Annotated in this window: 22 protein-coding genes; 7 read left to right on the top strand and 15 right to left on the bottom strand. The window is 73.8% G+C overall.

Annotation, left to right across the window (positions count from 1 at the left end; translation table 11 throughout):
- The first annotated feature begins 29 nt into the window (after window positions 1-29).
- Window positions 30-965: an alpha/beta hydrolase gene (locus ACH4FX_RS24545; protein WP_398482289.1), complete on the top strand. Its 936-nt coding sequence runs from the start codon at window positions 30-32 to the stop codon at window positions 963-965.
- Between the two features lie 28 nt (window positions 966-993).
- On the opposite strand, the gene ACH4FX_RS24540 is transcribed toward ACH4FX_RS24545, so the two are convergent.
- A complete protein-coding gene (locus tag ACH4FX_RS24540) occupies window positions 994-1,374 on the bottom strand; it encodes a hypothetical protein (RefSeq protein ID WP_398482287.1) in 381 nt (126 codons plus the stop codon).
- A 42-nt stretch (window positions 1,375-1,416) separates the two neighbouring features.
- Between ACH4FX_RS24540 and ACH4FX_RS24535 the strand changes: the two genes are divergently transcribed.
- Both ACH4FX_RS24535 and ACH4FX_RS24530 read left to right on the top strand, forming a co-directional pair.
- On the top strand, window positions 1,417-2,298 hold the full coding sequence (locus ACH4FX_RS24535; RefSeq protein WP_398482285.1) for a DeoR/GlpR family DNA-binding transcription regulator: 882 nt from the start codon (window positions 1,417-1,419) through the stop codon (window positions 2,296-2,298).
- Between the two features lie 214 nt (window positions 2,299-2,512).
- The gene (locus ACH4FX_RS24530; protein ID WP_398482460.1) at window positions 2,513-2,896 is read left to right on the top strand and encodes a RidA family protein; all 384 of its coding nucleotides are present in this window, start codon (window positions 2,513-2,515) and stop codon (window positions 2,894-2,896) included.
- A gap of 54 nt (window positions 2,897-2,950) precedes the next feature.
- Here ACH4FX_RS24530 and ACH4FX_RS24525 read toward each other — a convergent pair whose 3' ends face one another.
- The 11 genes from ACH4FX_RS24525 to ACH4FX_RS24475 all read right to left on the bottom strand — a co-directional run bounded on the left by ACH4FX_RS24525 (window position 2,951) and on the right by ACH4FX_RS24475 (window position 14,340).
- Window positions 2,951-3,790: an arylamine N-acetyltransferase gene (locus ACH4FX_RS24525; protein ID WP_398482283.1), complete on the bottom strand. Its 840-nt coding sequence runs from the start codon at window positions 3,788-3,790 to the stop codon at window positions 2,951-2,953.
- Between the two features lie 74 nt (window positions 3,791-3,864).
- Complete coding sequence (locus ACH4FX_RS24520) at window positions 3,865-5,487, bottom strand: hypothetical protein (protein ID WP_398482281.1); 1,623 nt, start codon at window positions 5,485-5,487, stop codon at window positions 3,865-3,867.
- A complete protein-coding gene (locus ACH4FX_RS24515) occupies window positions 5,484-6,362 on the bottom strand; it encodes an ABC transporter ATP-binding protein (protein WP_398482279.1) in 879 nt (292 codons plus the stop codon). Before ACH4FX_RS24515 ends, ACH4FX_RS24520 begins: the two co-directional genes overlap by 4 nt.
- A complete protein-coding gene (locus ACH4FX_RS24510) occupies window positions 6,359-6,898 on the bottom strand; it encodes a hypothetical protein (protein ID WP_398482278.1) in 540 nt (179 codons plus the stop codon). Before ACH4FX_RS24510 ends, ACH4FX_RS24515 begins: the two co-directional genes overlap by 4 nt.
- Before the next feature lie 217 nt (window positions 6,899-7,115).
- Window positions 7,116-8,534, bottom strand: coding sequence for a sensor histidine kinase (locus ACH4FX_RS24505; RefSeq protein WP_398482276.1), 1,419 nt, complete (start codon window positions 8,532-8,534; stop codon window positions 7,116-7,118).
- A complete protein-coding gene (locus tag ACH4FX_RS24500) occupies window positions 8,528-9,214 on the bottom strand; it encodes a response regulator (protein ID WP_398482274.1) in 687 nt (228 codons plus the stop codon). Before ACH4FX_RS24500 ends, ACH4FX_RS24505 begins: the two co-directional genes overlap by 7 nt.
- A gap of 76 nt (window positions 9,215-9,290) precedes the next feature.
- Entirely contained in the window at window positions 9,291-10,184 is an 894-nt protein-coding gene (locus tag ACH4FX_RS24495) for a glycerophosphodiester phosphodiesterase (protein ID WP_398482272.1), read from the bottom strand.
- A 152-nt stretch (window positions 10,185-10,336) separates the two neighbouring features.
- A complete protein-coding gene (locus ACH4FX_RS24490) occupies window positions 10,337-10,903 on the bottom strand; it encodes a GNAT family N-acetyltransferase (protein WP_398482270.1) in 567 nt (188 codons plus the stop codon).
- A 23-nt stretch (window positions 10,904-10,926) separates the two neighbouring features.
- Window positions 10,927-12,093, bottom strand: a complete 1,167-nt coding sequence (locus ACH4FX_RS24485) for an alpha-hydroxy-acid oxidizing protein (protein ID WP_398482268.1) — start codon at window positions 12,091-12,093, stop codon at window positions 10,927-10,929.
- A complete protein-coding gene (locus ACH4FX_RS24480; protein ID WP_398482266.1) occupies window positions 12,090-13,367 on the bottom strand; it encodes a serine hydrolase domain-containing protein in 1,278 nt (425 codons plus the stop codon). The genes ACH4FX_RS24485 and ACH4FX_RS24480 overlap by 4 nt, the downstream gene beginning before the upstream one ends.
- 16 nt (window positions 13,368-13,383) lie before the next feature.
- Entirely contained in the window at window positions 13,384-14,340 is a 957-nt protein-coding gene (locus ACH4FX_RS24475) for an MBL fold metallo-hydrolase (protein ID WP_398482264.1), read from the bottom strand.
- A 186-nt stretch (window positions 14,341-14,526) separates the two neighbouring features.
- On the opposite strand from ACH4FX_RS24475, the gene ACH4FX_RS24470 reads away from it, so the two are divergent.
- Together ACH4FX_RS24470 and ACH4FX_RS24465 are read left to right on the top strand one after the other, a co-directional pair.
- Window positions 14,527-14,751 carry a hypothetical protein gene (locus ACH4FX_RS24470; RefSeq protein WP_398482263.1) on the top strand — a complete coding sequence of 75 codons (225 nt, stop codon included), beginning with the start codon at window positions 14,527-14,529 and terminating at the stop codon, window positions 14,749-14,751.
- Window positions 14,748-16,190 (top strand): amidase, encoded by a 1,443-nt coding sequence (locus ACH4FX_RS24465; RefSeq protein ID WP_398482261.1) that lies wholly within the window; start codon window positions 14,748-14,750, stop codon window positions 16,188-16,190. The genes ACH4FX_RS24470 and ACH4FX_RS24465 overlap by 4 nt, the downstream gene beginning before the upstream one ends.
- Window positions 16,191-16,193: 3 nt before the next feature.
- Here the strand turns inward: ACH4FX_RS24465 and ACH4FX_RS24460 are convergent, their stop codons facing one another.
- The 3 genes from ACH4FX_RS24460 to ACH4FX_RS24450 all read right to left on the bottom strand — a co-directional run bounded on the left by ACH4FX_RS24460 (window position 16,194) and on the right by ACH4FX_RS24450 (window position 19,279).
- Entirely contained in the window at window positions 16,194-16,718 is a 525-nt protein-coding gene (locus tag ACH4FX_RS24460; protein WP_398482259.1) for a TetR/AcrR family transcriptional regulator, read from the bottom strand.
- A 161-nt stretch (window positions 16,719-16,879) separates the two neighbouring features.
- The gene (locus ACH4FX_RS24455) at window positions 16,880-18,367 is read right to left on the bottom strand and encodes an L-lactate permease (RefSeq protein WP_398482257.1); all 1,488 of its coding nucleotides are present in this window, start codon (window positions 18,365-18,367) and stop codon (window positions 16,880-16,882) included.
- Window positions 18,368-18,463: 96 nt separating this feature from the next.
- Complete coding sequence (locus ACH4FX_RS24450) at window positions 18,464-19,279, bottom strand: AraC family ligand binding domain-containing protein (protein ID WP_398482255.1); 816 nt, start codon at window positions 19,277-19,279, stop codon at window positions 18,464-18,466.
- 345 nt (window positions 19,280-19,624) lie between these two features.
- Between ACH4FX_RS24450 and ACH4FX_RS24445 the strand changes: the two genes are divergently transcribed.
- Together ACH4FX_RS24445 and eccD are read left to right on the top strand one after the other, a co-directional pair.
- A complete protein-coding gene (locus tag ACH4FX_RS24445; RefSeq protein WP_398482253.1) occupies window positions 19,625-19,912 on the top strand; it encodes a hypothetical protein in 288 nt (95 codons plus the stop codon).
- 198 nt (window positions 19,913-20,110) lie between these two features.
- Window positions 20,111-21,466 carry a type VII secretion integral membrane protein EccD gene (gene eccD / locus ACH4FX_RS24440; RefSeq protein WP_398482251.1) on the top strand — a complete coding sequence of 452 codons (1,356 nt, stop codon included), beginning with the start codon at window positions 20,111-20,113 and terminating at the stop codon, window positions 21,464-21,466.
- The last annotated feature ends 23 nt before the right edge of the window (window positions 21,467-21,489 follow it).

Genomic DNA, 21,489 nt, shown 5'->3' with positions numbered 1-21,489 from the left:
TGAGCGAGTGGGGGAGGTGAGCGCCTGCTGTGGAGGTACATCCTGAGCTGGTGCCCGTGCTGGAGCGGTTGCCGCCGATGCTCGATCCGTATGCCGACATCGCGGGCACCCGCGCCGGTCTGCACACGCTGGCCCGCCAGTTCCCGGCGGACCGCGACGGGGTGGTGAGCGAGCGGTTCGCGGTACCGCGGCCGGGCGGGCCGGGGCCGGCGGTGGAGATCTACCGGCCGGCGGACGTGCCGGGGCCGTTGCCGGGGGTGCTCCAGTTCCACGGCGGCGGCTACACGTTCGGGCAGGCGCCGCCGGGTGAGGACCGTACGGCGATCGGGCTGGTCCGTGAGGTGGGCGCCGCGGTGGTGTCCGTGGAGTACCGCCTCGCCCCGGAGCACCCGTGTCCGGCTGCGGTCGAGGACTGTTACCTCGCCCTGGAGTGGACGGCCCGAGAGGCCGCGGCGCTCGGCATCGATCCGGCGCGCCTCGCGGTCAGCGGGCAGTCCGCCGGGGGCGGCCTGGCCGCCGCCGTGGCGCTGATGGCCCGCGACCGCGGCGGCCCGGCCCTCGTCCACCAGGCGCTGGTCGTGCCCGACCTGGACGATTCGGCCGGTACGGGCCCGACGCCCGCGGACGGCGACCCGCGGCTGCCGGACGGCGCGTTCGTGCAGCGGGGCTGGCGGCACTACACGCCCCAGGGCGCCGGTGCCCATCCGTACGCAGCCGCGGCCCGCGCCGCCGACCTGCGCGGACTGCCGCCGGCGTGCGTCGTCGTCTGCGGCCTCGACCCGCTGCGCGACACCGGGCTCGCCTACGCCCGCCGGCTGCTGGACGCCGATGTGGAGGTCACGCTGCATTACGTACCGGGGGCCTGGCACGGCTTCGAGATGTACGCGCCGGACACCCGGCTCGCACGGGAGACGACGGCCGTCTGGACGGGACGGCTGCGGGCCGCCCTCCGGCACCGGCCGTGACGGCCGGCCCCCGCGTGATCCGCACCCGTCAGTCACCGGCCGTGGCGGCCAGCCCCCGCGTGATCCGCACCATCGCCCTCACCAGCACCTCTCGCGGCTGCTCGGGACGGTCCAGCCACCACAGCGCGAGCCCGTAGAGGGAGCTGCGGATCGCCTCGCCCAGCGGTTCCAGTTCCGCTTCCGGCAGACCGGGGACGTACTCGCGCAGCAGCGCGACGTCGGTGGCCCGCTGGCGGCGTTGCAGTTCCCGGTGCCCGGCCTTCCGAGCACCGGGACACGATCTACGGCGCACCGGGCGCAGCCGTTCCACCACGAGGCGGCGTTCATCCGCTTCCGCCCGTACGCGGCTGCCGGAACGCTCGACGGCCGGGCCCTGTGCGAGACGGCGACCCCGGCGTGACCACGCCATAGACTCGGCGGACAGCCGAGCACGTACGGAAAGGGAACAGCGTTGGCCGACACCGGAGCAACTCCAGACGCCTCGGCACCGGCCACGGGAGCGGACCGGTCCGCCAAGGCCGCCCAGGCCCCGGCGGCGGCCCCCGAGGGCAAGCTGAGCCCCAAGGACCGGCGCAAGCGGATCGCGGACCGGGTGCTGGCCGAGGGGCAGGTCAGCATCGAGGACCTGGTCCAGGAACTGGGCGTCAGCCAGATGACGGTCCACCGCGATCTGGACTCGCTGGAGCACCAGGGCTGGCTGCGCAAGGTGCGCGGCGGGGCGACCGCCGCGCCCAACGCCCTGTTCGAGTCCAACGCGCGCTGGCGCGGCAACGAGCAGGTGGCGGCGAAGGAGGCGATCTGCGCGGCGGCGCTGGCCATCGCCGAGCCCGGCCAGGCCGTGATCATCGACGATTCCAGTACGGCGCTGCCGCTGGCCCGCTCGCTCGCCTCGCGCGGCGCGTACACGGTCATCACCAACTCGCTCCAGGTGATCAACGAGCTGGCCGAGGAGCCGGACATCCGGGTGATCGCGCTGGGCGGCGAGTACCACGCCGCCTTCAACGCCTTCCTCGGCATGTCCACGGCCGACATCGCGCGCAGCTTCCGCGCCGATGTCGCCTTCCTGTCCACCTCCGCCGTCGACAACGGCCACTGCTACCACCAGGCGCAGGAGAACGTCCTGGTCAAGCGGGCGTTGATGGCGGCGGCCCGGCGCAAGGTGCTGCTGGTGGACCACTCCAAGTTCGGCCGGCAGGCGCTGTACGAGCTGGCGCCGCTGGCCGATTTCGACCTCGTCATCTCCGACGAAAGGCTTCCGCAGGAAGAGCGGGACGCGTTGCAATCGCTGGGTGTGCGCTACGAGTTGGCCACGGAGGGAGCACACCGGCCGTGACGGCCACGACGGCGGTGACGGCGGTGACGGCCAAGATGTCCATGGCGGCCATGACGGAGGGGACACCACGTACATGAGCGGACGACCGGCACGGGAAGCGGAAGCAGCGGAAGCGAAGAGCGAGGCGGAAGCGGCGGAAGCAACGGGCGAGGCGGAAACAGCGGACGTAGCGGATGCAGCGGAAGCGGCGGATGCAGCGGGCGGCTTCGAGCGGGTGAATCCGCCCGGGCTGTCGCCGCCGACCGGTTTCAGCCACGCCGTGCGGGCCGCGCCCGGGACGATCGTGTTCCTGGCCGGGCAGACCGCGCTGGACGGCGCGGGCCGCATCGTCGGTGACGGCATCGTCGAGCAGTTCGAACGCGCGCTGTCCAACCTGCTGACCGCTGCCGAGGCCGCCGGCGCCGGTCCCGGGGACCTGGCCAAGCTGACCGTCTTCGCCGTGGACGTGGCCGACTACCGCGGCAACGCGGCGGCCATCGGGCAGGTGTGGAAGCGGCTGGTCGGCGGCGACTACCCGGCGATGGCGGTCATCGGCGCGACCCGGCTGTGGGACGAGGCGGCGCTGGTGGAGATCGAGGGGTTCGCGGTCGTCCGGTGAGGCCGGGGCCGACCGGTCCCGCCTCGGTGGACGGCTCCACGTCCCCGCCCGGCCTCACGCCACCGGCTCCTCCCGGTGCAGTGCCACCAGCTCGGCCGCGTCCCGCTCGTCCAGGACGAGTCCGAAGTCCGTCTCCAGTACGGCCGGCAGTTCCTCGGCCGGGACGTGGCGCACCACCCGGGACCAGTCGGGGCGGGTCAGCGTCAGCTCCGTACCGATCAGGGTGCGCCGCAGGTCGGGGCCGGGCTGCTGGACCACCATGCGGCCGGTGAACGGCGAGCGCGGGTGGGTGGAGATGTAGTAGTTGAAGACGGCGTAGTCGGCCGGGTACCGCGCTTCCGGGCCGAAGGCGTACAGGTCGAACCAGCCGTCCTCGTGCCGCGACCGCAGCACCCAGGTGCCGTCCGCGCCTTCCCGCACCAGGCCGAACGTCCAGCCGCCCTGCTGCACCTCGATGCCCTCGCGCAGCGGAACCGGCGCCAGCAGCGCCTCGCCGCCGAAGCCGACGTCGGTGATCCAGTCCGCGCCGTCCAGCCGCACCTTGAGCAGCGCGTGGGTGACCGGGCGGATCTTGGTCTCGCCCATCCGGATGCGGGCGCCCAGCCCGGTGACCTCGAAGCCGAGCCGGTCCAGCGCGGCGGCGAACAGCAGGTTCTGCTCGTAGCAGTAGCCGCCGCGGCGGCGGCCGACCATCTTCTCCTGGAGGGACTTCAGGTCCAGCAGGACCGGCCGGCCCAGGACGATCTCCAGGTTCTCGAAGCCGAAGGTGGCCGCGTGCCGGGCGTGCAGGTCCCGCAGGGTGGCCTCGGTCGGCGTGCGCTCGCCCGCGTACCCGACGCGTGCGAGGTACGCGTCGAGGTCCAGCTGGGCCCCGCCCCAGACGGTGTCGCTCATGGTCGGTTCCTGCTCCTTCGGTGCCCTGGGGGCGGCTGCTCCCGTACGGTCGGCAGCATGCCGCCCCTGCGACCCTACGAGACCGCCGGGGCCCGGCGCCGCAACGGGCCCGTCGCTGTCACCACTCCGGCCAGCAGCAGGGCGGCGAACGCGGTGATGATCAGGGGGGAGAGCGCGGCCGGCTGCCCTTCGGGGCGGGTTGCGCCCATGTAGTCGAGCAGCGGCAGTCCGTTGAAGACGCTGTACCAGAGCGGCAGGTACAGAGCCTGGAAGAGCCGGTGGGTATGGGAGAGCGAGCCCAGCGCCAGGGCGAGCGAAGGAATGAAGAGCGCACCGCCCGTCCAGGACGCTATGCCGTGCCAGTCCCCCGCCATCGCCAGTCGCAGCAGCGGTACGCAGCCGGCTGCCGCGGTGAGGACGAAGCCCGCGGACCATTCGGCCAGCGCGCGGCGGCGGGCCGCCGGGTAGCTGCCGAGCAGGGCCTGCACGCCGTGTTCGTGGCGCTGGCTACCGAGCCGGGACCAGATCAGTACGGGCCATATCCAGGCCAGCGGGAGAACCACTCGGGCCGCACCGGCGGTGGGCACGCACAGCCCCACGAGGGAGATGAGGGCGGCGCCGGTCCACCACCACCAGGCGACGCCTTGCAGAAGGATGCGCAGTTCTCCCACGAGGAGCCGGTGGTAGCCGGTTCCAGGGCGCGCTGTGGTGGCGAGGTTCAGGGGCTGGAGGGGCCGGTGGGTGGTGGGGGCAGGTGCCGTGGATCGGCTGGGGGCCGGGAGCGTCCCCGGGATGTCTCCCGGGACCGCCGCCTGCGCCGTCCGGCCGGCCGTCGAGCCGCGCGCTCCCCCGCGCGCCGGATCGAAACGGCCGAACCAGAGGGCGGGCAGGAGGGCCAGCACCATCGCGGCGAGGACGAGGGCCACGCGGCCCAGAACGAAGTCCGGGTCCGGGGTGAAGCCATGCCACACGAACGTGCGCAGCGGCTGCTCCAGGTAGGTGAACCCGAGGCTGAACTCGCCGGTCACCGAGGTGTGTTGCGCGGCCAGGTCGCGCGCCATCGAGGCGACGGCACCGTGCACGCCGATGCCGCCCAGCGGCGCGTCCGGCCGCTGGCCGCCCAGCACCAGCGCCATCCAGACGAAGAACCACACGACGTTGCCCACACCGCCGCGCAGCACCGGCACCGACTCGAACAGCAGCGCCGCGGCCCCGGTGACGACCATCAGCGGCAGCGCGACCAGCACGAACGGCTTCAGCAGCGCCACCGGATCGACACGGTGGGACTCGCCGCGCGCCAGCTGCATGACCACCGCGGTGACCGCCAGCACGCCGAGCATCGAGACCAGCACCAGCACGTTGCTCAGCAGCTTGGCCGCGAAGTAGCCGGTGGTGCGCAGCGGGGTCGCCGCGAGCAGCCGGCCCACCCCCGAACGCTCGTCCCTGGCCAGCGCGTTGCGGACGACGTAGAAGCCGGCCAGCGGCAGCCAGAGCGCCGCGGCGAGGGCGGTCGCGACACCGACGTACGCGCTGTTGTACGTGCCCCGGAAGTCGCCTATCTGGAGGATGACCCAGTGCGCGGCGGGCTGCGGTACGGCGAGGTAGCCCAGGCCGACGGCGGCCAGCAGCGTGACGGCGTACGCGGGCCGGCGCACCCGGTCGCGGAAGTCGCCCAGCGCGAGGCCCGCGGTGCTCATCGGGTGCCTCCCGCGCCGACCGTCGCCAGGTACGCGTCCTCCAGGCCGGGCGTCTGCCGCACCGCGCCCTCGTACGGCCGGACCGGCGACAGCAGCCGTACCCGTACCCCTTCGGGTGTCCGGACCATCCGGCTGACGACGTGGCGCGCCTGCACCCCCGGCACGTCCTGGGGAGCGACCAGCACCTCCCACACCTGCCCGGTCACCTCGGCGAGCAGTTCCTCCGGTGTGCCCCGGCGCAGCAGCCGGCCGCCCGCGACGACGGCGATGTCCCCGGCCACCGACTCGATGTCGGAGACGATGTGGGTGGAGAGCAGCACGATGCGCTCCATGGCCAGTTCGGCGAGCAGGTTGCGCAGCCGGGCCCGCTCCTCGGGGTCCAGGCCCGCGGTCGGCTCGTCCACGACGATCACCTTCGGGTCGGCGAGCAGCGCCTGCGCGATGCCGACCCGGCGCAGCATGCCGCCCGAGTACGTGCCCAGGGGGCGGCGCGCCGCCTCGGTCAGGTTGAGCCGTTCCAGCAGCTCGCCGATGCGGGTTCGGGCCGGACCGGCGGGCACGCCCTTGGCGGCGGCCAGATAGGCCAGGAACTCACGGGCCGTCAGGTTCGGGTAGACGCCGAAGTCCTGCGGGAGGTAGCCCAGCGCGGCACGCAGGGGTCCGGGGCGCCGGACCGCGTCCTCGCCGTCGTAGCGGAGCTGCCCGGCGGTGGGGCGGGTGAGGGTGGCGGCGATGCGCATCAGGGAGGACTTGCCCGCGCCGTTGGGACCCAGCAGGCCCAGCAGCCCGGGGCCCATGCGGAGCGTCAGACCGTCCACGGCCCGCTTGCCGCCCCGGTAGACCTTGCTGACGCCGAGGAGTTCGAGGGTGGTCATGCCGGGGTGTGGTCCTTGCCGTGCGGTCGGGGCTGGTTCTGGTCTGCGGGCCGGTCCTGGGCTCCGGACTGGTCCTGGCCTCCGGGCCGGCCTTGCTCTCCAGCCCGGTCCTGGGACTGTTCACGGTCGCGGTCCCGTTCCGGTCCCCGCAGGTCCGTCTTGGCGCCGTCGCGCAGGACGGCCACGTCGCGCGGCACCTCCACCTTGAAGCGGGCGTCGCAGATGGCCAGGCCGGTGCACCCGGCCTCCAGATCGAGCGTGTCCCCCTTCAGCTCCCACCGCAGCCGCTGGGTGCCGCTCTTCGCGTCGAACCAGCGGGTGACCCGGATGTCCTTGCGGTCGGTGGCGACCAGGTCCGCCGGTATCTCGTGGGTCTTCACGTTCAGCGTCCGGCCGGTGAAGGGGAAGGTCTTCACCGCGGGCTCGGCGCTCTTGGCGTCCACGGAGCAGCCGGTCATGCCGAGGGCGGCCAGCGGGACGACGGCACAGACCGCCGCGATGCGCGGGCCGGTCGTACGGGGGCTGCGTGGGACCACCGGAATCATTCCTCCGAAGTGCGGGGCTGGATGCACTTTCGAGGATGGGCGGCAACGGCCCGGCCCACATCTGCCGTTCGGCAGATATTGCGGAGCCGCCGGGTGCCGGAGCGGGGACGACCGGTTCGGACCGCCGGTGCCGGTCCCGGTGACCAGGCGTACGGACCGCCCGCACCGGGTCCCGGCCACCAGGCGTACGGACCGCCCGGCGCCCGGCTCAGGCCGCCGGGAGTACGGCGTGGACCCGCCAGCCCGATGCGTGCCGGCCGCAGGTCAGCGTGCCGCCGAGGGCCTCGACGCGCCCGGTGAGGGCGGCCAGGCCGGTGCCGCCGCTGTGCCGGGGCAGGCCCAGCGGTCCCCCCGGACGGCCGCCGCCGTCGTCGGTGACCGTCACCGCCACTCCGGGACCGTTCCCCGGGCCGCCACCGGCCGGGACGCGGGCGACCGCCACGGTCACCAGGCCCGCGCCGGCCGCGTGCCGCCGGATGTTGGTCAGCGCTTCCAGCACGACCCGGTGCACGGCGTCCTCGGTGGCGCGCGACAGGGTGCCGGTCAGGCCGTCATCCAGGTCGAGCAGGACCTGTACGCCGCCTTCCGAACCACCGGTGCCTCCCGTGCCACCGGCGCCTCCCGAGCCACCCGACCCGTCGCCGGACCCGTCACCACCGCGACCGTTCCGGCGCATATGTCCGCCCCCGGTCGCGGCGAACCGTTCGACCATCTCGGACAGGTCCGCCAGCCCGTGCGGGCGGGTCGGCGGCAGCTCGCCCTCGTCGGCCGCGGGCGGCTGCCGGTGGTGCCGGTGCGCGTCCGCGGTCCGCCCGGCACCGGCCGTCGCATGGCCCTCCGGGTCGCGCAGCGTCCGCACCGTACGGTCCATCGACTCCAGGGCGCGCAGGCCCGCGTCCTCCAGCCGCGCCAGCAGCTCCGCCGTCTGTTCCCGGTCGTACGCGGCGACGCGCGCGGCCTGTACTTCCAGCACGATGCCGGTCACCTCGTGCGCCACGAAGTCGTGCAGGTCACCGGCGACTTCGAGGCGCTGGGCGCGGCGGGCCCGGGCCACCGCGCGGCGCCGGCGGTCCTCCTGGACCCGCAGGTACAGGGCGACGCCGGCCGGGGGCAGGGCGAAGCAGAGCGCCAGCACGCCGAGCAGGACGACGGCCGAGCCCTTGGCGGGCGGATCGGCGTACAGGAACCGCAGCGGCAGCAGGGCGAACGCGGCCACCGCCAGGGCCCCGCCCACGGCGGCCTGCCGGGCCGGTGCCCGGCGGATCTGCCGTACGGCCAGTACGAGCAGCGCCGGGGCCTCGGCGAACTCCCACAGGGCCGCGTAGTCCTTCGGCCCCCGGTAGCCGATGTCCACGGCCAGGGACAGGACGGCGGCGGCGAGCACGGCGGTGGCCGGGGTGATCCGGCCCCAGGGCCGGCGCATCGGCGCGGCGAACGCGGCCACGACGGCGGGCAGCGCCGCGAGGCACGCGTCGAACAGCAACCCGGCCCGGACGAACGGCAGTGGCAGGAGCAGGCACAGCGCCGCGGCGGCGGACCACGTCAGCCGCCGTTTCCGCGCCGCGTCGCCGTCCGGCGCCCCGGCATCCGGCGCCCCGCCGTCCCGCGTCCCGGCACCCGTCACCACTGCGGACGCTCCCGTCCGGCGTACCCCATCTCCCAGGCGTGCACCGCGATGCCGACCCGGTTCCGTACGCCCAGCTTGCGCTGGATGCTGGCGACGTGGGTCTTGACCGTGCCCGGCGAGATGAACAGGTCACGGGCGATGTCGGCGTTGGTCAGGCCGGCGGCCACCTGTCCCGCGATCTCGGTCTCGCGCTCGGTCAGCGCCTCCAGGGCGCGCGGCGCGGCGGGCCGGGAACCGGTGACGTGCTTGAGCAGCCGGACCGTGATCGAGGGGCTGATCAGGCTGTCCCCGGCGACCGCCGCGCGCACGGCCTCGACGAGCAGCGCCGGGCCCGAACGTTTCAGCAGGAAGCCGCAGGCGCCGTGCCGCAGCGCGGGATACACGTACTCGTCCAGATCGAAGGTGGTCACGACGACGACCCTGACCTTGGGCAGCGGCTCGGCCCCGGGCTCCGCCGGGCCCGTGCCGGCCAGTCTGCGGGTGACCTCCAGGCCGTCCATGCGGGGCATCCGGATATCCACGAGGGCCACGTCGGGCCGCAGGGCGCGGGCGGCCTCCAGGGCCGCCACGCCGTCCGCCGCCTCGCCCACGACCTCGATGTCCGGCTGGTTCTCCAGTATCCGCCGCAGCCCCCGGCGGACCATTTCCTGATCGTCCGCGATCAGCACCCGAATCGTCACGACCGGCCATCCTGTCATGACGACGGCGGGCGGACCGGGGCAGCGCCCGGCCCGCCCGCGAACCGGGGCGTCCGCCTCAGACGATGACCCCGTCGAGACCGTAAGCGGACGCGATCCGGGGATAGTTCCGCAGCGGCACGTCCCAGGCGAACACCTCCATCCGGTGGCCGTGCACACCGCGCAGCCGGTGGACGGCGGCCACGTACTGCGCGTTCACCTTGGACAGCTGGGGGTTGATCTGGTCCACGTAACGCGTGTACGAGGGGAGGGTGTTCACCGGCGGGTTGCCCAGGAAGCCCGTCTTCACCTGGGGGACGAGGCCGTGCACCGTGCGTACGCTGTTCGCGCTGAAGCTCTGCACCACCAGGCGGCGGCGTACGTGTCCCCGGTCGAGCCAGCCCGCACCCGCGAGTTCCCGGACGATCCGGGCCTCGATGCCGGGGTAGAGCTGCGGGTTCTTGATCTCCAGCAGCAGGCGCAGGTCGTGGTCCTCCATGCGCCGCAGGAACTCCTGGAGGGTCGGCACCCGTTCGCGCGCGAAGCGCTTGCCGAACCAGCTGCCGGCGTCCAGCCGCGCGATCTCGGCGGCCGTGAAGTCGCGTACCCGCCAGGGCGAGCGCCGGGGGAACAGCCGCTCGACGTCGGTGGTGCGGGCCAGCGTGGCGTCGTGCATGACCACCAGCTTCCCGTCGCGGGTCTGCTGCACGTCGTTCTCCACCCACCGGAAGCCCTGGCGCTCCGCCGCGTCCACCGCGGCGAGGGTGTTCTCCGGCGCCACCTGGGAGGCACCGCGGTGCGCCACGACGACCGGACTGTCGAGCCAGGGGATCCGCACGGCACCGGCCAGGGGCGCCGTCACCCGGCCCGCCATCGAACTGGCGTTCGCCGTTCCGGTGCAGACGGGTGCCAGGGCCGCGAGCAGCAGTACGCATCCGGTGGCCGCCACGGCGCGGAACGGTCTCTGGTTCATCGAGGGGCCTCCCGGGCAGGCAACCACAGACAGCAACGACTGCGACAGCCTTGCCCCGATATGACCTTAAGCATTCAGAAGTGCCGCCATGCGGGGCGCGCACTCCGGGGAGCGCGCGCCCCGGCGCGCGGGGGGGGGGGGGGAGCCGCGAACTACCGGACCGTCAGCCACCGCCGGAAGTACACCCGGTCCTGACCCGGGCCGTCGTAGTCGCGGTGGACCGGCAGGCGGTCACCGCCCCCGTCCCCGTGCGACGCGCCGTCCCCGTCCTCCGGCCCCAGCGGCTCGAACCCCATCGCCCGGTGGAACGCGATCGACCCGGTGTTCCCGGGCGAGACGACCGCCCGTACCTCCCGGCGGCCCGCGGCGGCGGCCCGCTCGAAGAAGGCGGTGTAGAGGCGTCGGGCGACGCCCTGCTTGCGCAGCCGCGGGTCCACGCCGACGAAGTGGATGTACGCCTGCTCCGGGTGGTCGGCCGAGTCGAAGCCCACCAGGAAGGCCCGGATTCCCGTGCCGTCCTCCAGCACCAGGCTGGTCGCCGCGAAGTGCTGGAGGAACAGCCGCGGCAGCAGCAGCGACAGCTCCCGCGCCTGCTCCGGTGTCCGCGTGTCCCCCCACCACTGCCGGATGCCCGCCACCAGGGCGGGGTGGTCGGCCGTACGGGCCGTACGCAGTTCCTGCATGTCCGTCCTTTCCGGTGCCCGGCGGCCGTCCCCCACGGCGCCCGGTGGCCGCTCACTCGTCAGTGCAGCAGTTCCGGTCCGACCTCCGAGAGGCTCGCGCACCCGGCCAGCCCCATCGTCAGGTCGAGGTCAGCGAGCAGGCCGCGCACGACGTGCCGTACCCCGGCCTCGCCGCCGAGGGCCAGGCCGTAGACGTACGGACGGCCGAGCAGCACCGCCCGCGCGCCCAGGGCCAGCGCTTTCAGCACGTCGGCGCCGCTGCGCACCCCGGAGTCGAACAGGATCTCCGTCTCGCCGCCGACCTCGGCCACCACGTCGGCCAGCGCGTCCAGGGCCGCCACCGCGCCGTCCACCTGGCGGCCGCCGTGGTTGGAGACCACGATGCCGTCCATGCCCGCCTCGACGGCCCGGCGCGCGTCCTGTGGGTGCACGATGCCCTTGAGGGCGATCGGGCCGTCCCAGTGCTCGCGCAGGAAGCCCAGCCGGTCCCAGGTGTGCGCCCGTCCGCTGAACATCGGCAGCCACTTCAGGACGGCGGCCCGCGGATCGTCCTCGGGCGACCGCTCCAGGCGGGCGCGGAAGACCGGGTCGGAGAACGGCACGGCCACGCCGTTGCCGCGGATGAACGGCAGGTACGCCTGGTCCAGGTCGCGCGGGCGCCAGGCCAGCTGCCAGGTGTCGAGCGTGACGACCAGGGCGGTGTAGCCCGCCGCGCGGGCCCGCCGGAGGAGGCTCGCGGTGACCTCGTCGTCGTGCGGCCGGTACAGCTGGAACCATCGCTGCCCGTCGCCGTTGGCCTCGGCCACCTCCTCGATGGTGTGCGAGGCGGCGGTGCTCAGCACCATCGGCACACCGGTCGAGGCGGCGGCGCGGGCGGTGGCCCTTTCGCCGTCCGGGTGGACGATGGTCTGCACGCCGACGGGGGCGAGCAGCACCGGCGCGGCCAGTTCGCTGCCCAGCACGGTGGTGCGCAGATCGCGGTCGGTGGCGTCGCGCAGCATCCGGGGGACGATGCGACGGGTGTCGAACGCGGCGCGGTTGGCCCGTGCGGTGGCGCCGGTGCCGGCCGCGCCCGCCACGTACCCGTACAGCTGCGGCTCCATCCGCTCGCGGGCGGCGTCCTCCAGGGCGGCGAGGTCGGTGGTGAACGGCGGCGCCTCGCCTTCCAGGCCCTTCAGGTAGATCTCGTGCTGGTAGTCCGCGAACCGGGGCCGGGGCGCCGTCATGAGCCCTCCTGTCCGGCCGCCGCCGGGATGCCGGTGCGCCTGCGGGCCGTCACCGCCCGGTGCACGGCGTCCGCCAGCCGCGCGTTCTCCGGCGCCGGCCCGCCCGGGAAGGCGTAGCGGCGACGGGCGTACCCGTACGTGAACCCGCTGCGCGGGTCGGCGAACGCCTGCGAACCGCCCGCCCCGTCGTGCCCGAAGGCGCCCTGCCCGAGTGCCGGGTAGAGGGCCCCCACCGCGTGGAACCCGGCGCCGAACGCCAGCGGGAACCGGGCCACCAGGTCCTCGCCGTGGGACCGGATCTGCGCGAACTCCGCCATCACGGACGGCTTGAGCAGCGGCCCCTTGCCGTCCACCCCGCTGACGGCCGCCGCGTACAGCTTCGCCAGCCCGCGCGCGGAGGCGACGCCGCCCACCGAAGCGGGCCCGGCGGCGCGTACGGCCCGGGAGTTGGGCAGCGACTCCAGATCGGTCGGCTGCGGATGGTTGCGGTTGAAGGCGATGCCGGTCAGGCTCTCCGGGCCGGTCTCCGCGGCGGCCAGCTCGGCCTGCTGTTCCGGGGTCGGCAGCATGGGCTGGATGTCCTGGACGCGGGGCTCGTGCTCCTCCGGCAGGCCGAGGTGGAAGTCGATGTCGTACGGGGCCCGGATGCGCTCCTCGTAGACCGCCTGCAACGGCTGCCCGGTGACCCGCCGTACGACTTCGCCGGCGAGCGCCCCGATGACGAGCGCGTGGTAGCCGAACGCGCTGCCCGGCCGCCAGTACGGTCGCTGCGCGGCCAGCCGCTCGGCGATGTACGGCTCGTCCAGCAGCTCTTCGGGCGACAGCCCGCCGTCCACCCCGGGGACACCGGCCCGGTGCGCGAGCAGGTCCCCGAGGGTGACATCCGTTTTGCCCTCGGCGCCGAACTCCGGCCAGTAGTGGCTGACCGCCGTGTCCAGGGCCAGTACGCCTTCTTGTACGAGCAGGGCGACCGTGAGGTAGGCGGCGCCCTTGGTGGACGAGTAGACGCCGAGCAGGCTGTCGGGGCCGAAGCCGGGCCCGGCCCAGAGGTCGACCACCTTCTCCTGGCCCGCGTAGACCACCAACTGGCCCGAGTAGTCCGGGCGTTCTTCCTCCAGGAAGGCCGCGAACTCGGCGCGTACGGACGCGAAGCCGTCGGCCACGTGGCCCTGGGGGACCTGTGGGGCCGCGGCCGGTACGGCGTCCGGGTCCGGTCCGCCCTCCCTTAAGCCGTCGATCTGAGGGTCGTCTTGCTGTATGCCGTCATATGTCATTCAGCCCATCATTCCCTCACGCCCCGTCAGTAACCAGACGGTATCCACCCTCCTCCGCGCCGTCCCGCCGCACCAGGCCACCGGTCGGCGCGGAGAAGTGGCTGCCGAGCAGCAGGGCTCCGGTCCGTGCCACCTCATCGAGGAGGCGGCGGCGGGTCCGTACGGCTTCCTCCGGGTCGATGTCCACGCTGCTGCACAGGCCGGGGTGCGCCAGCTGTACGGGGTGGTGCACGCAGTCACCGGTGATGAGCGCCGACCGGCCCTGGCTGTGCAGGGCGACCGCACTCTGGCCAGGTGTATGGCCGGGCGCCGGTACGAGGGTGAGCCCCGGGACGATCTCGGTGCCGGGCGCGGCGACGTCGATCAGGTCCAACTGGCCGTGCTCCCGTACGGGCTCGACCGAGTCGCGGAACATCTGACGGCGGCTCTCCTCCATGTCGACGCCGGACCAGTAGGCGTATTCGGCGCGCGCGGTCAGGTACCGGGCACGCGGGAACGTCGGCCGCCAGCTGCCGTCCGGGGCGAGGCGGGTGTTCCAGCCGACGTGGTCCGCGTGCAGGTGCGTGAGGATCACGTAGTCGATGCCGTCCGGAGGGAAACCGGCGGCGGTCAGCCGGTCGAGGTACGGCGTGTCGAGCTGGTGCCAGGCGGGGTTGGCGCGCGTCTTGCCGTTGCCGATGCCGGTGTCGACCAGGACGCGCAGTCCGCCGATCTCCAGGGCGAAGGTCTGCACGGTGGCCAGGAGGGTGCCGTCGGCGTGCGCGAACGACGGCGCGAGCCAGGGCACTTCGGTGACGAGTCCGGGCGTCGCGTCCGGGAGCAGCCAGGCACCGGTCTCGGGCGGCAGCGCGACCTCGTCGATGCGGTGCACGACGATGTCGCCGATGCGCCAGGGGGGTTGAGGGTGGTCGGACCGGGATTCGGAGCGGGGGGAAGCGGATGCGGTCCGGACGGACTCGGGGTGGGGGGACATGGGACCTCCGGAAGGGTGGGGTCGGAGCGGGAGCGGCACGACAGGGCCGAGGGACCCGCACCGCAAAAGCTAACTATTTGCGTTTGGTGAGCCTAGCCCTCTACGCTCGCCAAACGCAAAGCTTTCGCTTTAACGCGTTTCCGCAGGCGTGCCGCCACCGCCCCTCCCCTACGTACGGAGGCCCCCGTGCTCCCTCCCGCACACCCCCCACTCCCGCCCGAACACCTCGCTCACCTGGCACGACGTGCCGGTCTGCCGCTTCCGTCCGGCCGGCTGGCCGATGTCGCGGCCACCGTGCACGCCATCGACACGGTCCTCGGCTCGCTGCGCGGCGTCCCGCTGGGCGAGACACCGCCCGCCCCCTCCTTCACCGCCGTCCCCAGCGACTCCCTCTCCCGGAAGACCTCATGAACCACGACTCCCCCGAGCCCTACCGGCTCCCGCTGACCGAAGCCGCCCGCCTCATCGCGGACGGCTCCCTCTCCCCCGTCGAACTCACCGCCTCCGTCCTCGACCGGATCGAGGCCGTCGAACCCAAGCTCGGCGCCTACGTGTCGGTGGCCGGCGAGGCCGCGCTGCGGTCCGCCGCCGAAGCCGGCCGGGAGATCGCCGCCGGACGGTACCGGGGGCCGCTGCACGGCGTCCCCGTGGCGCTGAAGGACCTGATCGACGTCGCCGGCGTACCGACGACGGCCAGCTCCCGCGTACGGGCGGACCACGTCGCGGACGCGGACGCCGCCGTGACGGAGCGGCTGCGCGCCGCCGGCGCGGTGCTGATCGGCAAGACCCACACCCACGAGTTCGCGTACGGACTGACCACCCCGCAGACCCGCAACGCCTGGTCGCCCGAGCACGTCCCCGGCGGCTCCAGCGGCGGTTCCGCGGCCGCCGTCGCCGCCGGTACGGCCACCTTCGCCCTCGGTACGGACACCGGCGGCTCGATCCGCGTCCCCGCCGCCCTCAACCACGTCGTCGGCCTGAAACCGACGTACGGCCTGGTCCCCCGGCACGGCGTGACGTCGCTGTCCTGGTCGCTGGACCACGTGGGCCCGCTCACCCGCACGGCGGCCGACGCGGCCCTGGTCCTCCAGGCCCTCGCCGGACACGACCCGCGCGACCCGGCGTCCCTCGACCACCCCCGCGAGGACTACACACGCGCCCTCGGCACACCGGTCGCCGGGCTGCGCATCGGCATCCCCGCCAACTACTACTTCGACCGGGTGCAGCCCCAGGTGGCGGACGCGGTCCGCGCCGCCGTCGAGGCGCTCACCGCGCTCGGCGCCACCGCCGTACCGGTGCACGTCCCGATGACGGAGTACGTGCACGCCGCCCAGTGGGGCCTGATGGTCCCCGAGGCCACCGCGTACCACCAGGACATGCTGCGGGCCGCCCCCGACCTGTACGCCGACGATGTGCGCGTCCTCCTGGAGGCGGGCGAATTCGTTCCGGCGACCGACTACATCCGCGCCCAGCGCACCCGGACGCTCATGCACCAGCGGTGGCTGGAACTCTTCGACGGGACCGGCGAGGCGGGCCGCGCCGACGGCTCCGGCGGCATCGACGCGATCGCGGCCCCGGCCGTCCCGGCCACCGCCGCCCGCGCCGGGCAGTCGGAGTTCACCTGGCCCGACGGCTCGGCCGAGGCGGTCTCCGACGCGTACGTACGCCTCTCCGCACCCGCCAACCTCACCGGCTTCCCCGCCCTCTCCGTCCCCGTCGGCCGCGACGACCGGGGACTGCCGATCGGCATGCAGCTGATCGGCCGCCCACTGGCCGAAGCGACGCTGCTCCGGCTGGCGCACGCCTACGAGAGCGCCCACCGGCCGGTGCCGGAACTGGCGCCGGTGTAGCCGTCAGGCGGACAGCTGCCGGTCCACCAGGCTCCGGGCGTACTCCGCCGCGCCCGGACCGGTCTCCGGCCCCGGCCGGAACAGGATGCGGTACATCATCGGCGCCACCAAGCGGTCCATGACCTCCTCCAGCTCCGGTACCGCCTCACCGCGCGCGAGCGCCCGGTCCAGGACGGTCCGTACCTGCTCGGCAGCATAGGCGGAGCACTGCCCGGCGTTGCTGCCGTCCGGGTCACCGGCCAGGGCGTCGCGGATGTACACGCGGCCGGCCGCGGACGCCATCTCCTCCAGGAACTGCTCGGCCCAGGCACCGAGATCGGCCCGCAGCGAACCGTGGTCCTCCGGCGGGCTCTCCGGACGCAGCCGCTCCACCGCCACGTCGGACAACAGCTCCTGGAGGTCGCCCCACCGCCGGTACACGGTCGACGGCGTCACCCCGGCCCGGGCCGCGATGACCGGCACCGTCAGCCCGTCCCGCCCACGCTCGGCGATCAGCTCCCGCACGGCCCGGTGCACCGACTCCTGCACCCGCGCACTACGCCCACCAGGCCGAACCGCCTTCCGGCCACCCTTGGCGCCCGACGGCCCGGCCCCTGCACTCCTGCTGGCACTCACCACCCCACCTTAACGCGAAATCTTTGCGTCAAGGGCGGCCGGCGGGGCGACGCCGATCCGTGCTCCGGCCGGAATCAGGCGGTCGCGACCAGGGTCACCGCCGTCACCGCCAGGGCCGCGTACACCCCGGCCGCCACCCGCAGGCCGAAGCGCAGCAGAACGTGTTCCGCGAGGCCCGCGGTCTTCGCCCGGTCGCCGGCCACCGCGAGGATGAGCATGATCATCGGCAGCGAGGTGAAGACGGCATGCCCCGCCGCGCTGTTCTGGAGAGCCGCGAACCAGGTGTCGAGACCGGCGCCGACCGGTGCGAGGCGTTCCTGAAGGGGCATCATCAGTGCGTTGCCGCCGACGTTCGAGCCGGTGATGAAGCCGCTGAGCATGCCGAGCGCGGGCGCGGCGAGGGCGGTGACCAGCGGCGGCGCCGCGGCGACCGCCGCGCCCAGCGCCCCGATCATGCCGCTGTCCACCATCAGCCGGCCGAGCACCACGAATCCGGCCAGCGCGAGCAGCGGCCGGCCGGCCCGGGCCAGCGCGGCACGGGCGTCCGGGAGGTGCGGCCGGCCGCGGTCCAGCAGCAGGGCGGCGGCCAGCAGGGGAAGCCCGGGGGAGGTCAGCAGCGCGAAACTCGTGGTGCCCACGTGAAGCGCCAGAGGGGGCACGCCCACCGCCGCCGCCAGGCGCGCCAGCGCGATGCCGCCGAGGACCAGGCCGTACGCCTGGAGGACGGAGCGCGGTGGGAGCAGACGACCGGTCGGACCGGGGCCGGTCCCGGAGCGGGAGCCGGCGACACGGTCGGCGCGAGCCCGGCGTACGGCGCACAGCGTCAGCCCGATCGCCGTGGTGAGCAGCCCCGCCAGGACGCCCGCCGGCTGCACCACGCCCGCCCGGTTCAGCGCCAGCAGCCCGAGCGAGAGCGCCGCGCCCGCGGCCAGCGCCACTGCGGCGGTGCGCAGCCGGCGCCGTGGCCGGGCCAGCAGCGCCGCCCATACGGTCACCAGCGGGAAGACCAGGCCGCTGGTGACCGCGGTGGCGCTGCCGAGGGCGGCCGGGTCGGTCGCCGTGAGCGCGGCGCCGATGACGGTGGCGAGGCCGAGGGTGCCCCACGGCATGATGTTCATGCCGAGCATGGCTTGGCGCAGCGCGGTCGCGGGCGGCCCGAGGGCGAGCAGCACCGGCACGGTGACCAGAAGCGACACCCCGAATCCGGTGAGCGCCTCGACCGTGGGGGCGATTCCCGCCACCACCAGCGCGATCTTCGCGGGGCCGGGCAGCGGCAGTCCGCGTACCCACTCCTGCACCGACCGGTGCACCTCCCGGCGGGTGAGCACCTGGCTGAGGTAGACACCGGGCAGCATCACCGCGGCGGCGTTGAGCACCAGCAGTCCGGCTTCCCCGGCGCCCGCGGCCAGTGCGTCGCCGGGCAGCGAGAAGTCCGGCAGCCACCAGATCAGCAGCAGTGCCAGCGCGGCACCCGCGGCCGCCGCCCAGTGCGCCGGCCGGCGCAGCCCCGTGATCATTCCCAGCACCATGACGAGCGGTGACACCGCTATCGCCCACACCATCGTTCCGTCGCCTTCCGTCGCTCGTGGACCGGCGGCCCAGCTTCGCGGCGCGACCGGTGATCGTCTTGAACGAAAGTCCGGGGGCGCAGGCCCGCTTCAGGGGCGGATGGCGCCCGGTGTGACCCCGAAGTACCGCTTGCAGACGCGGGTCAGGTGCGCCTGGTCGGCGAAGCCCGTGGCGGCCGCCACGTCCGCCGGCCGCTGTCCCGCCAGCAGCAGGCGGCGCGCGCGGTTGGCGCGCAGCCGCAGCAGGTAGGCATGCGGCGGCAGCCCGTAGGCGTGGCGGAAAGCGGCGATGAGCGAGGCCCGCGGCATGCCCGCGGCAGCGCTCAGCTCCGCCACGGTGACGGGTTCGGTCCACCGGTCGTGCAGCAACTGCCGCGCCAGGTCCGGGCCGTGGCGGCCACCGCCCGGCTCCCCGGCGGCCACCCGGCCGGTACGGGCGTGCCGCCGCAGCACCGCCGCCAGGCCGTCGAGCAGCAGCGACTCCGCGGCGAGCGGATCGCCGGCGTGCTCCTGCTCCCGGTGGACGCGGCGCAGCCGGGCGAACAGGCCGGCGTCCCGTACGGCCGTGTCGGGGAACCAGACGTCCTCGGTGCCCAGATGCGTCCGGGCCAGTTCGGCGACCAGCGCCGTGTCGAAGTAGAACATCCGGTACCGCCAGCCGGCCTCCTCCGCGGCGAAGCCGGTGTGCACCTGCCCCGGGTTGAGGACGACCAGCTGCCCGGCCGGGATCACCACCGTGCCGCCGGACGTGCGCAGCCCCTCCGCGCCCTGCTCGATGACTCCGACGGAGAGCTGTTCGTGACAGTGCCGGTCGAAGGCGAACCGCCGGAAACGCGCGGCCAGCAGCTCCACCTGCCCACTCCCGACCGCGGTCCACAACCGGGCGTGCTCACCTTCCGCGGCCATCCACTCATGATCACAGAGGCGCGGACCGGCGTGTAGGGCTTGGCTCACAGCTCTTCGGCAGCCCGCGTGGCGGTTGCGGATGTCCGTCCACTCGGAGGCGGACCCCAGTTGAGTGCTGGCTCTCCGCGTCGACGAGGACGTCCACCGCTCCCGCCTCCGCCCACTCCCTGGCGTACGCCGCGCCCCCGTCCATGCTTTATGTTGCAGAGGCGCAGTAGGGGGTTCGAATGTCACAGGCAGCGCAGCCGAAGTCCCGGCCGACGGCCTCGACCAGGCGGAGGGCGACGTCCCGAAGCACGTCGACCATGACCGACGCGACCGACGGCCGAGGCGGCGGATAGCGACATGGTGCGCGATTACGACAGCCAACTGCTGGAATCGGTGGCGGTGCGCCGACGCAGGATGCGCGATGCCCTGCTGTTCGGCACTCAAAGGGTGCGGCGCACGGCCGACGAGCGGCTCGGGAAATTGTTCGCGGGCATCGTCATCACGGCCGTGTTGTGTGCGGGGTGCGTCGCGTGGTCATTCCTCCAGCACACTTTGGCACAGCAGAAGGCCGAACAGGAGAAACAGCAGCGCCAGGTGCAGCAGTACGAGCCGCCGGCGAAGGCGACCAAGTCAGCGAATCCCTAGAAATCCACCGACCCTCTTTCGGCCAGCCTTTGCCGTTTTCCGGGAAAGACGCAAAGGGGTCCCGGTCGCAAAGGGAAGAAACCCCGAAGTGAGGCCGGGTGGAGGCCGAATGGAGGCCGGAAGGACTGATGTGCCAGGCCCCCGGGAGCCCGTCCCGATACCAGATGCCGTCAGTGGCGCGATGATAGGTTCCCGTAAGTGGTGAGCAGAGCAACGACTTCCCAGGCGCAGTTGAGCCGCGTGACGTTGGTCGGCGAACGGCGCCGCGCCGACCTCGTCCTGCTCTCCGACACACCGGTCGGGCAGCTGATTCCGGACATCCTGAAGTTGCTGGACGACCGGCCCGCGGCGCGCCCGATGTCCCGGCAGTTGATCACGTCCGACGGAGCCGTCGTACCGCACGACAGCACGCTGGCTTCGGCCGGGATCACCGACGGCGCCGTGCTCCGGCTCGTCAGGACCCATGCCGCACCACCCGCTCCGGTCGTGCACGACGTCACCGACCAGGTGGCCGACGACCTCGACCTGCGGGCCTGGCGCTGGCGACCGGCCGCGCGCCGGGCCGGTGCGGGCGTGGCGTCCGTCGCCTTCGCGGTGGCCGCGGCGCTGCTCGCCCGCCATGTGGTCGCGCTCGGCACCTTGGTCGGCGTGCTTTCGGCCGTCACGCTCGTGCTGCTGCCGGCCGGTGTGCTGGTCGCCAGGGTCGGGCGGGGGAACCGGGGCCTGGCCACCGCACTCCTGGTCACCGGGGGCGGGCTCGGCGTACTCGCCGCGTGGACGGCAGCCGACGCGTACGGCTGGCCGGGCACGGCGCGGCTCGCCGCCGTGGCCGGCACGTCGGTCCTGACGCTCGTGTTCCTCGGATACTTCTCCCCGCTCGGCAAGGGCGGGCTCGTCGGTGCCGTGACCACCGCCGCGCTCACCGCCGTATGGGAGGCGGTCGCCGCCGTGCAAGGCGATCCGGCCCGGCTCGGCGCCGTCATGGCCGTCCTCTCCCTGGTGCTGCTCGGCCTGCTGCCGCGGCTCGCCCTGATGGCGTCGGGGCTCACCGCACTGGACGACCGGCGCTCGGGTGGCGCCTCCGTCAGCCGCCATGAGGTGCGGACCGCGCTCGCGGTGACACACCGCGGCCTCGCCCTGTCCACGACGGTCACCGCGTGCTCGGCAGCCGCCGCCGGCTGGCTACTCACCCTGGCTCCCGTGCCCCCCGTGTGGACCGTGGTGCTCGCAGCGCTCGTCATCGTGGTGCTGGTGTCGAAGGCGCGGGCCTTTCCGCTGGTCGCCGAGGTTGTCGCGCTCTTCGTGGCCGCGTCGTGCCTCATCGTGCGCCTCGTCATCATGTGGATGCAGCATGCCGGCGGTGCCGGGCCGCTCGCCGTCCTGTGTGTGGCCGCGGTACTGCCGCTGCTCGTTCTGGCGGTGCAGTTGCCCGAGCACGTACAGGTGCGGTTGCGGCGCATGGCGGATCTGGTCGAGTCCGTGGGCATGGTGGGGCTCTTCCCGCTCGCCTTCGGTGTGTTCGGTGTGTACGGACAGTTGCTCAACCAGTTCTGAGTTGTTTCGCCGGCGCTCCAGGG

It is taken from the genome of Streptomyces sp. NPDC018019 (assembly GCF_044327805.1).
In the GTDB taxonomy this organism is placed as follows: domain Bacteria; phylum Actinomycetota; class Actinomycetes; order Streptomycetales; family Streptomycetaceae; genus Streptomyces.
Note: the sequence above shows the minus strand (reverse complement) of the source record. Positions and strands in the feature narration are given on the sequence as shown.

What these genes read in the sequence shown, in the direction of transcription:
- ACH4FX_RS24540 (WP_398482287.1), bottom strand. Translation starts at nt 1,374, where the DNA reads ATGGCGTGGTCACGCCGGGGTCGCCGTCTCGCACAGGGCCCGGCCGTC.
- ACH4FX_RS24525 (WP_398482283.1), bottom strand. Translation starts at nt 3,790, where the DNA reads ATGAGCGACACCGTCTGGGGCGGGGCCCAGCTGGACCTCGACGCGTAC.
- ACH4FX_RS24520 (WP_398482281.1), bottom strand. Translation starts at nt 5,487, where the DNA reads ATGAGCACCGCGGGCCTCGCGCTGGGCGACTTCCGCGACCGGGTGCGC.
- ACH4FX_RS24515 (WP_398482279.1), bottom strand. Translation starts at nt 6,362, where the DNA reads ATGACCACCCTCGAACTCCTCGGCGTCAGCAAGGTCTACCGGGGCGGC.
- ACH4FX_RS24495 (WP_398482272.1), bottom strand. Translation starts at nt 10,184, where the DNA reads ATGAACCAGAGACCGTTCCGCGCCGTGGCGGCCACCGGATGCGTACTG.
- ACH4FX_RS24485 (WP_398482268.1), bottom strand. Translation starts at nt 12,093, where the DNA reads ATGACGGCGCCCCGGCCCCGGTTCGCGGACTACCAGCACGAGATCTAC.
- ACH4FX_RS24480 (WP_398482266.1), bottom strand. Translation starts at nt 13,367, where the DNA reads ATGACATATGACGGCATACAGCAAGACGACCCTCAGATCGACGGCTTA.
- ACH4FX_RS24475 (WP_398482264.1), bottom strand. Translation starts at nt 14,340, where the DNA reads ATGTCCCCCCACCCCGAGTCCGTCCGGACCGCATCCGCTTCCCCCCGC.
- ACH4FX_RS24465 (WP_398482261.1), top strand. Translation starts at nt 14,748, where the DNA reads ATGAACCACGACTCCCCCGAGCCCTACCGGCTCCCGCTGACCGAAGCC.
- ACH4FX_RS24455 (WP_398482257.1), bottom strand. Translation starts at nt 18,367, where the DNA reads ATGGTGTGGGCGATAGCGGTGTCACCGCTCGTCATGGTGCTGGGAATG.
- ACH4FX_RS24450 (WP_398482255.1), bottom strand. Translation starts at nt 19,279, where the DNA reads ATGGCCGCGGAAGGTGAGCACGCCCGGTTGTGGACCGCGGTCGGGAGT.
- ACH4FX_RS24445 (WP_398482253.1), top strand. Translation starts at nt 19,625, where the DNA reads ATGGTGCGCGATTACGACAGCCAACTGCTGGAATCGGTGGCGGTGCGC.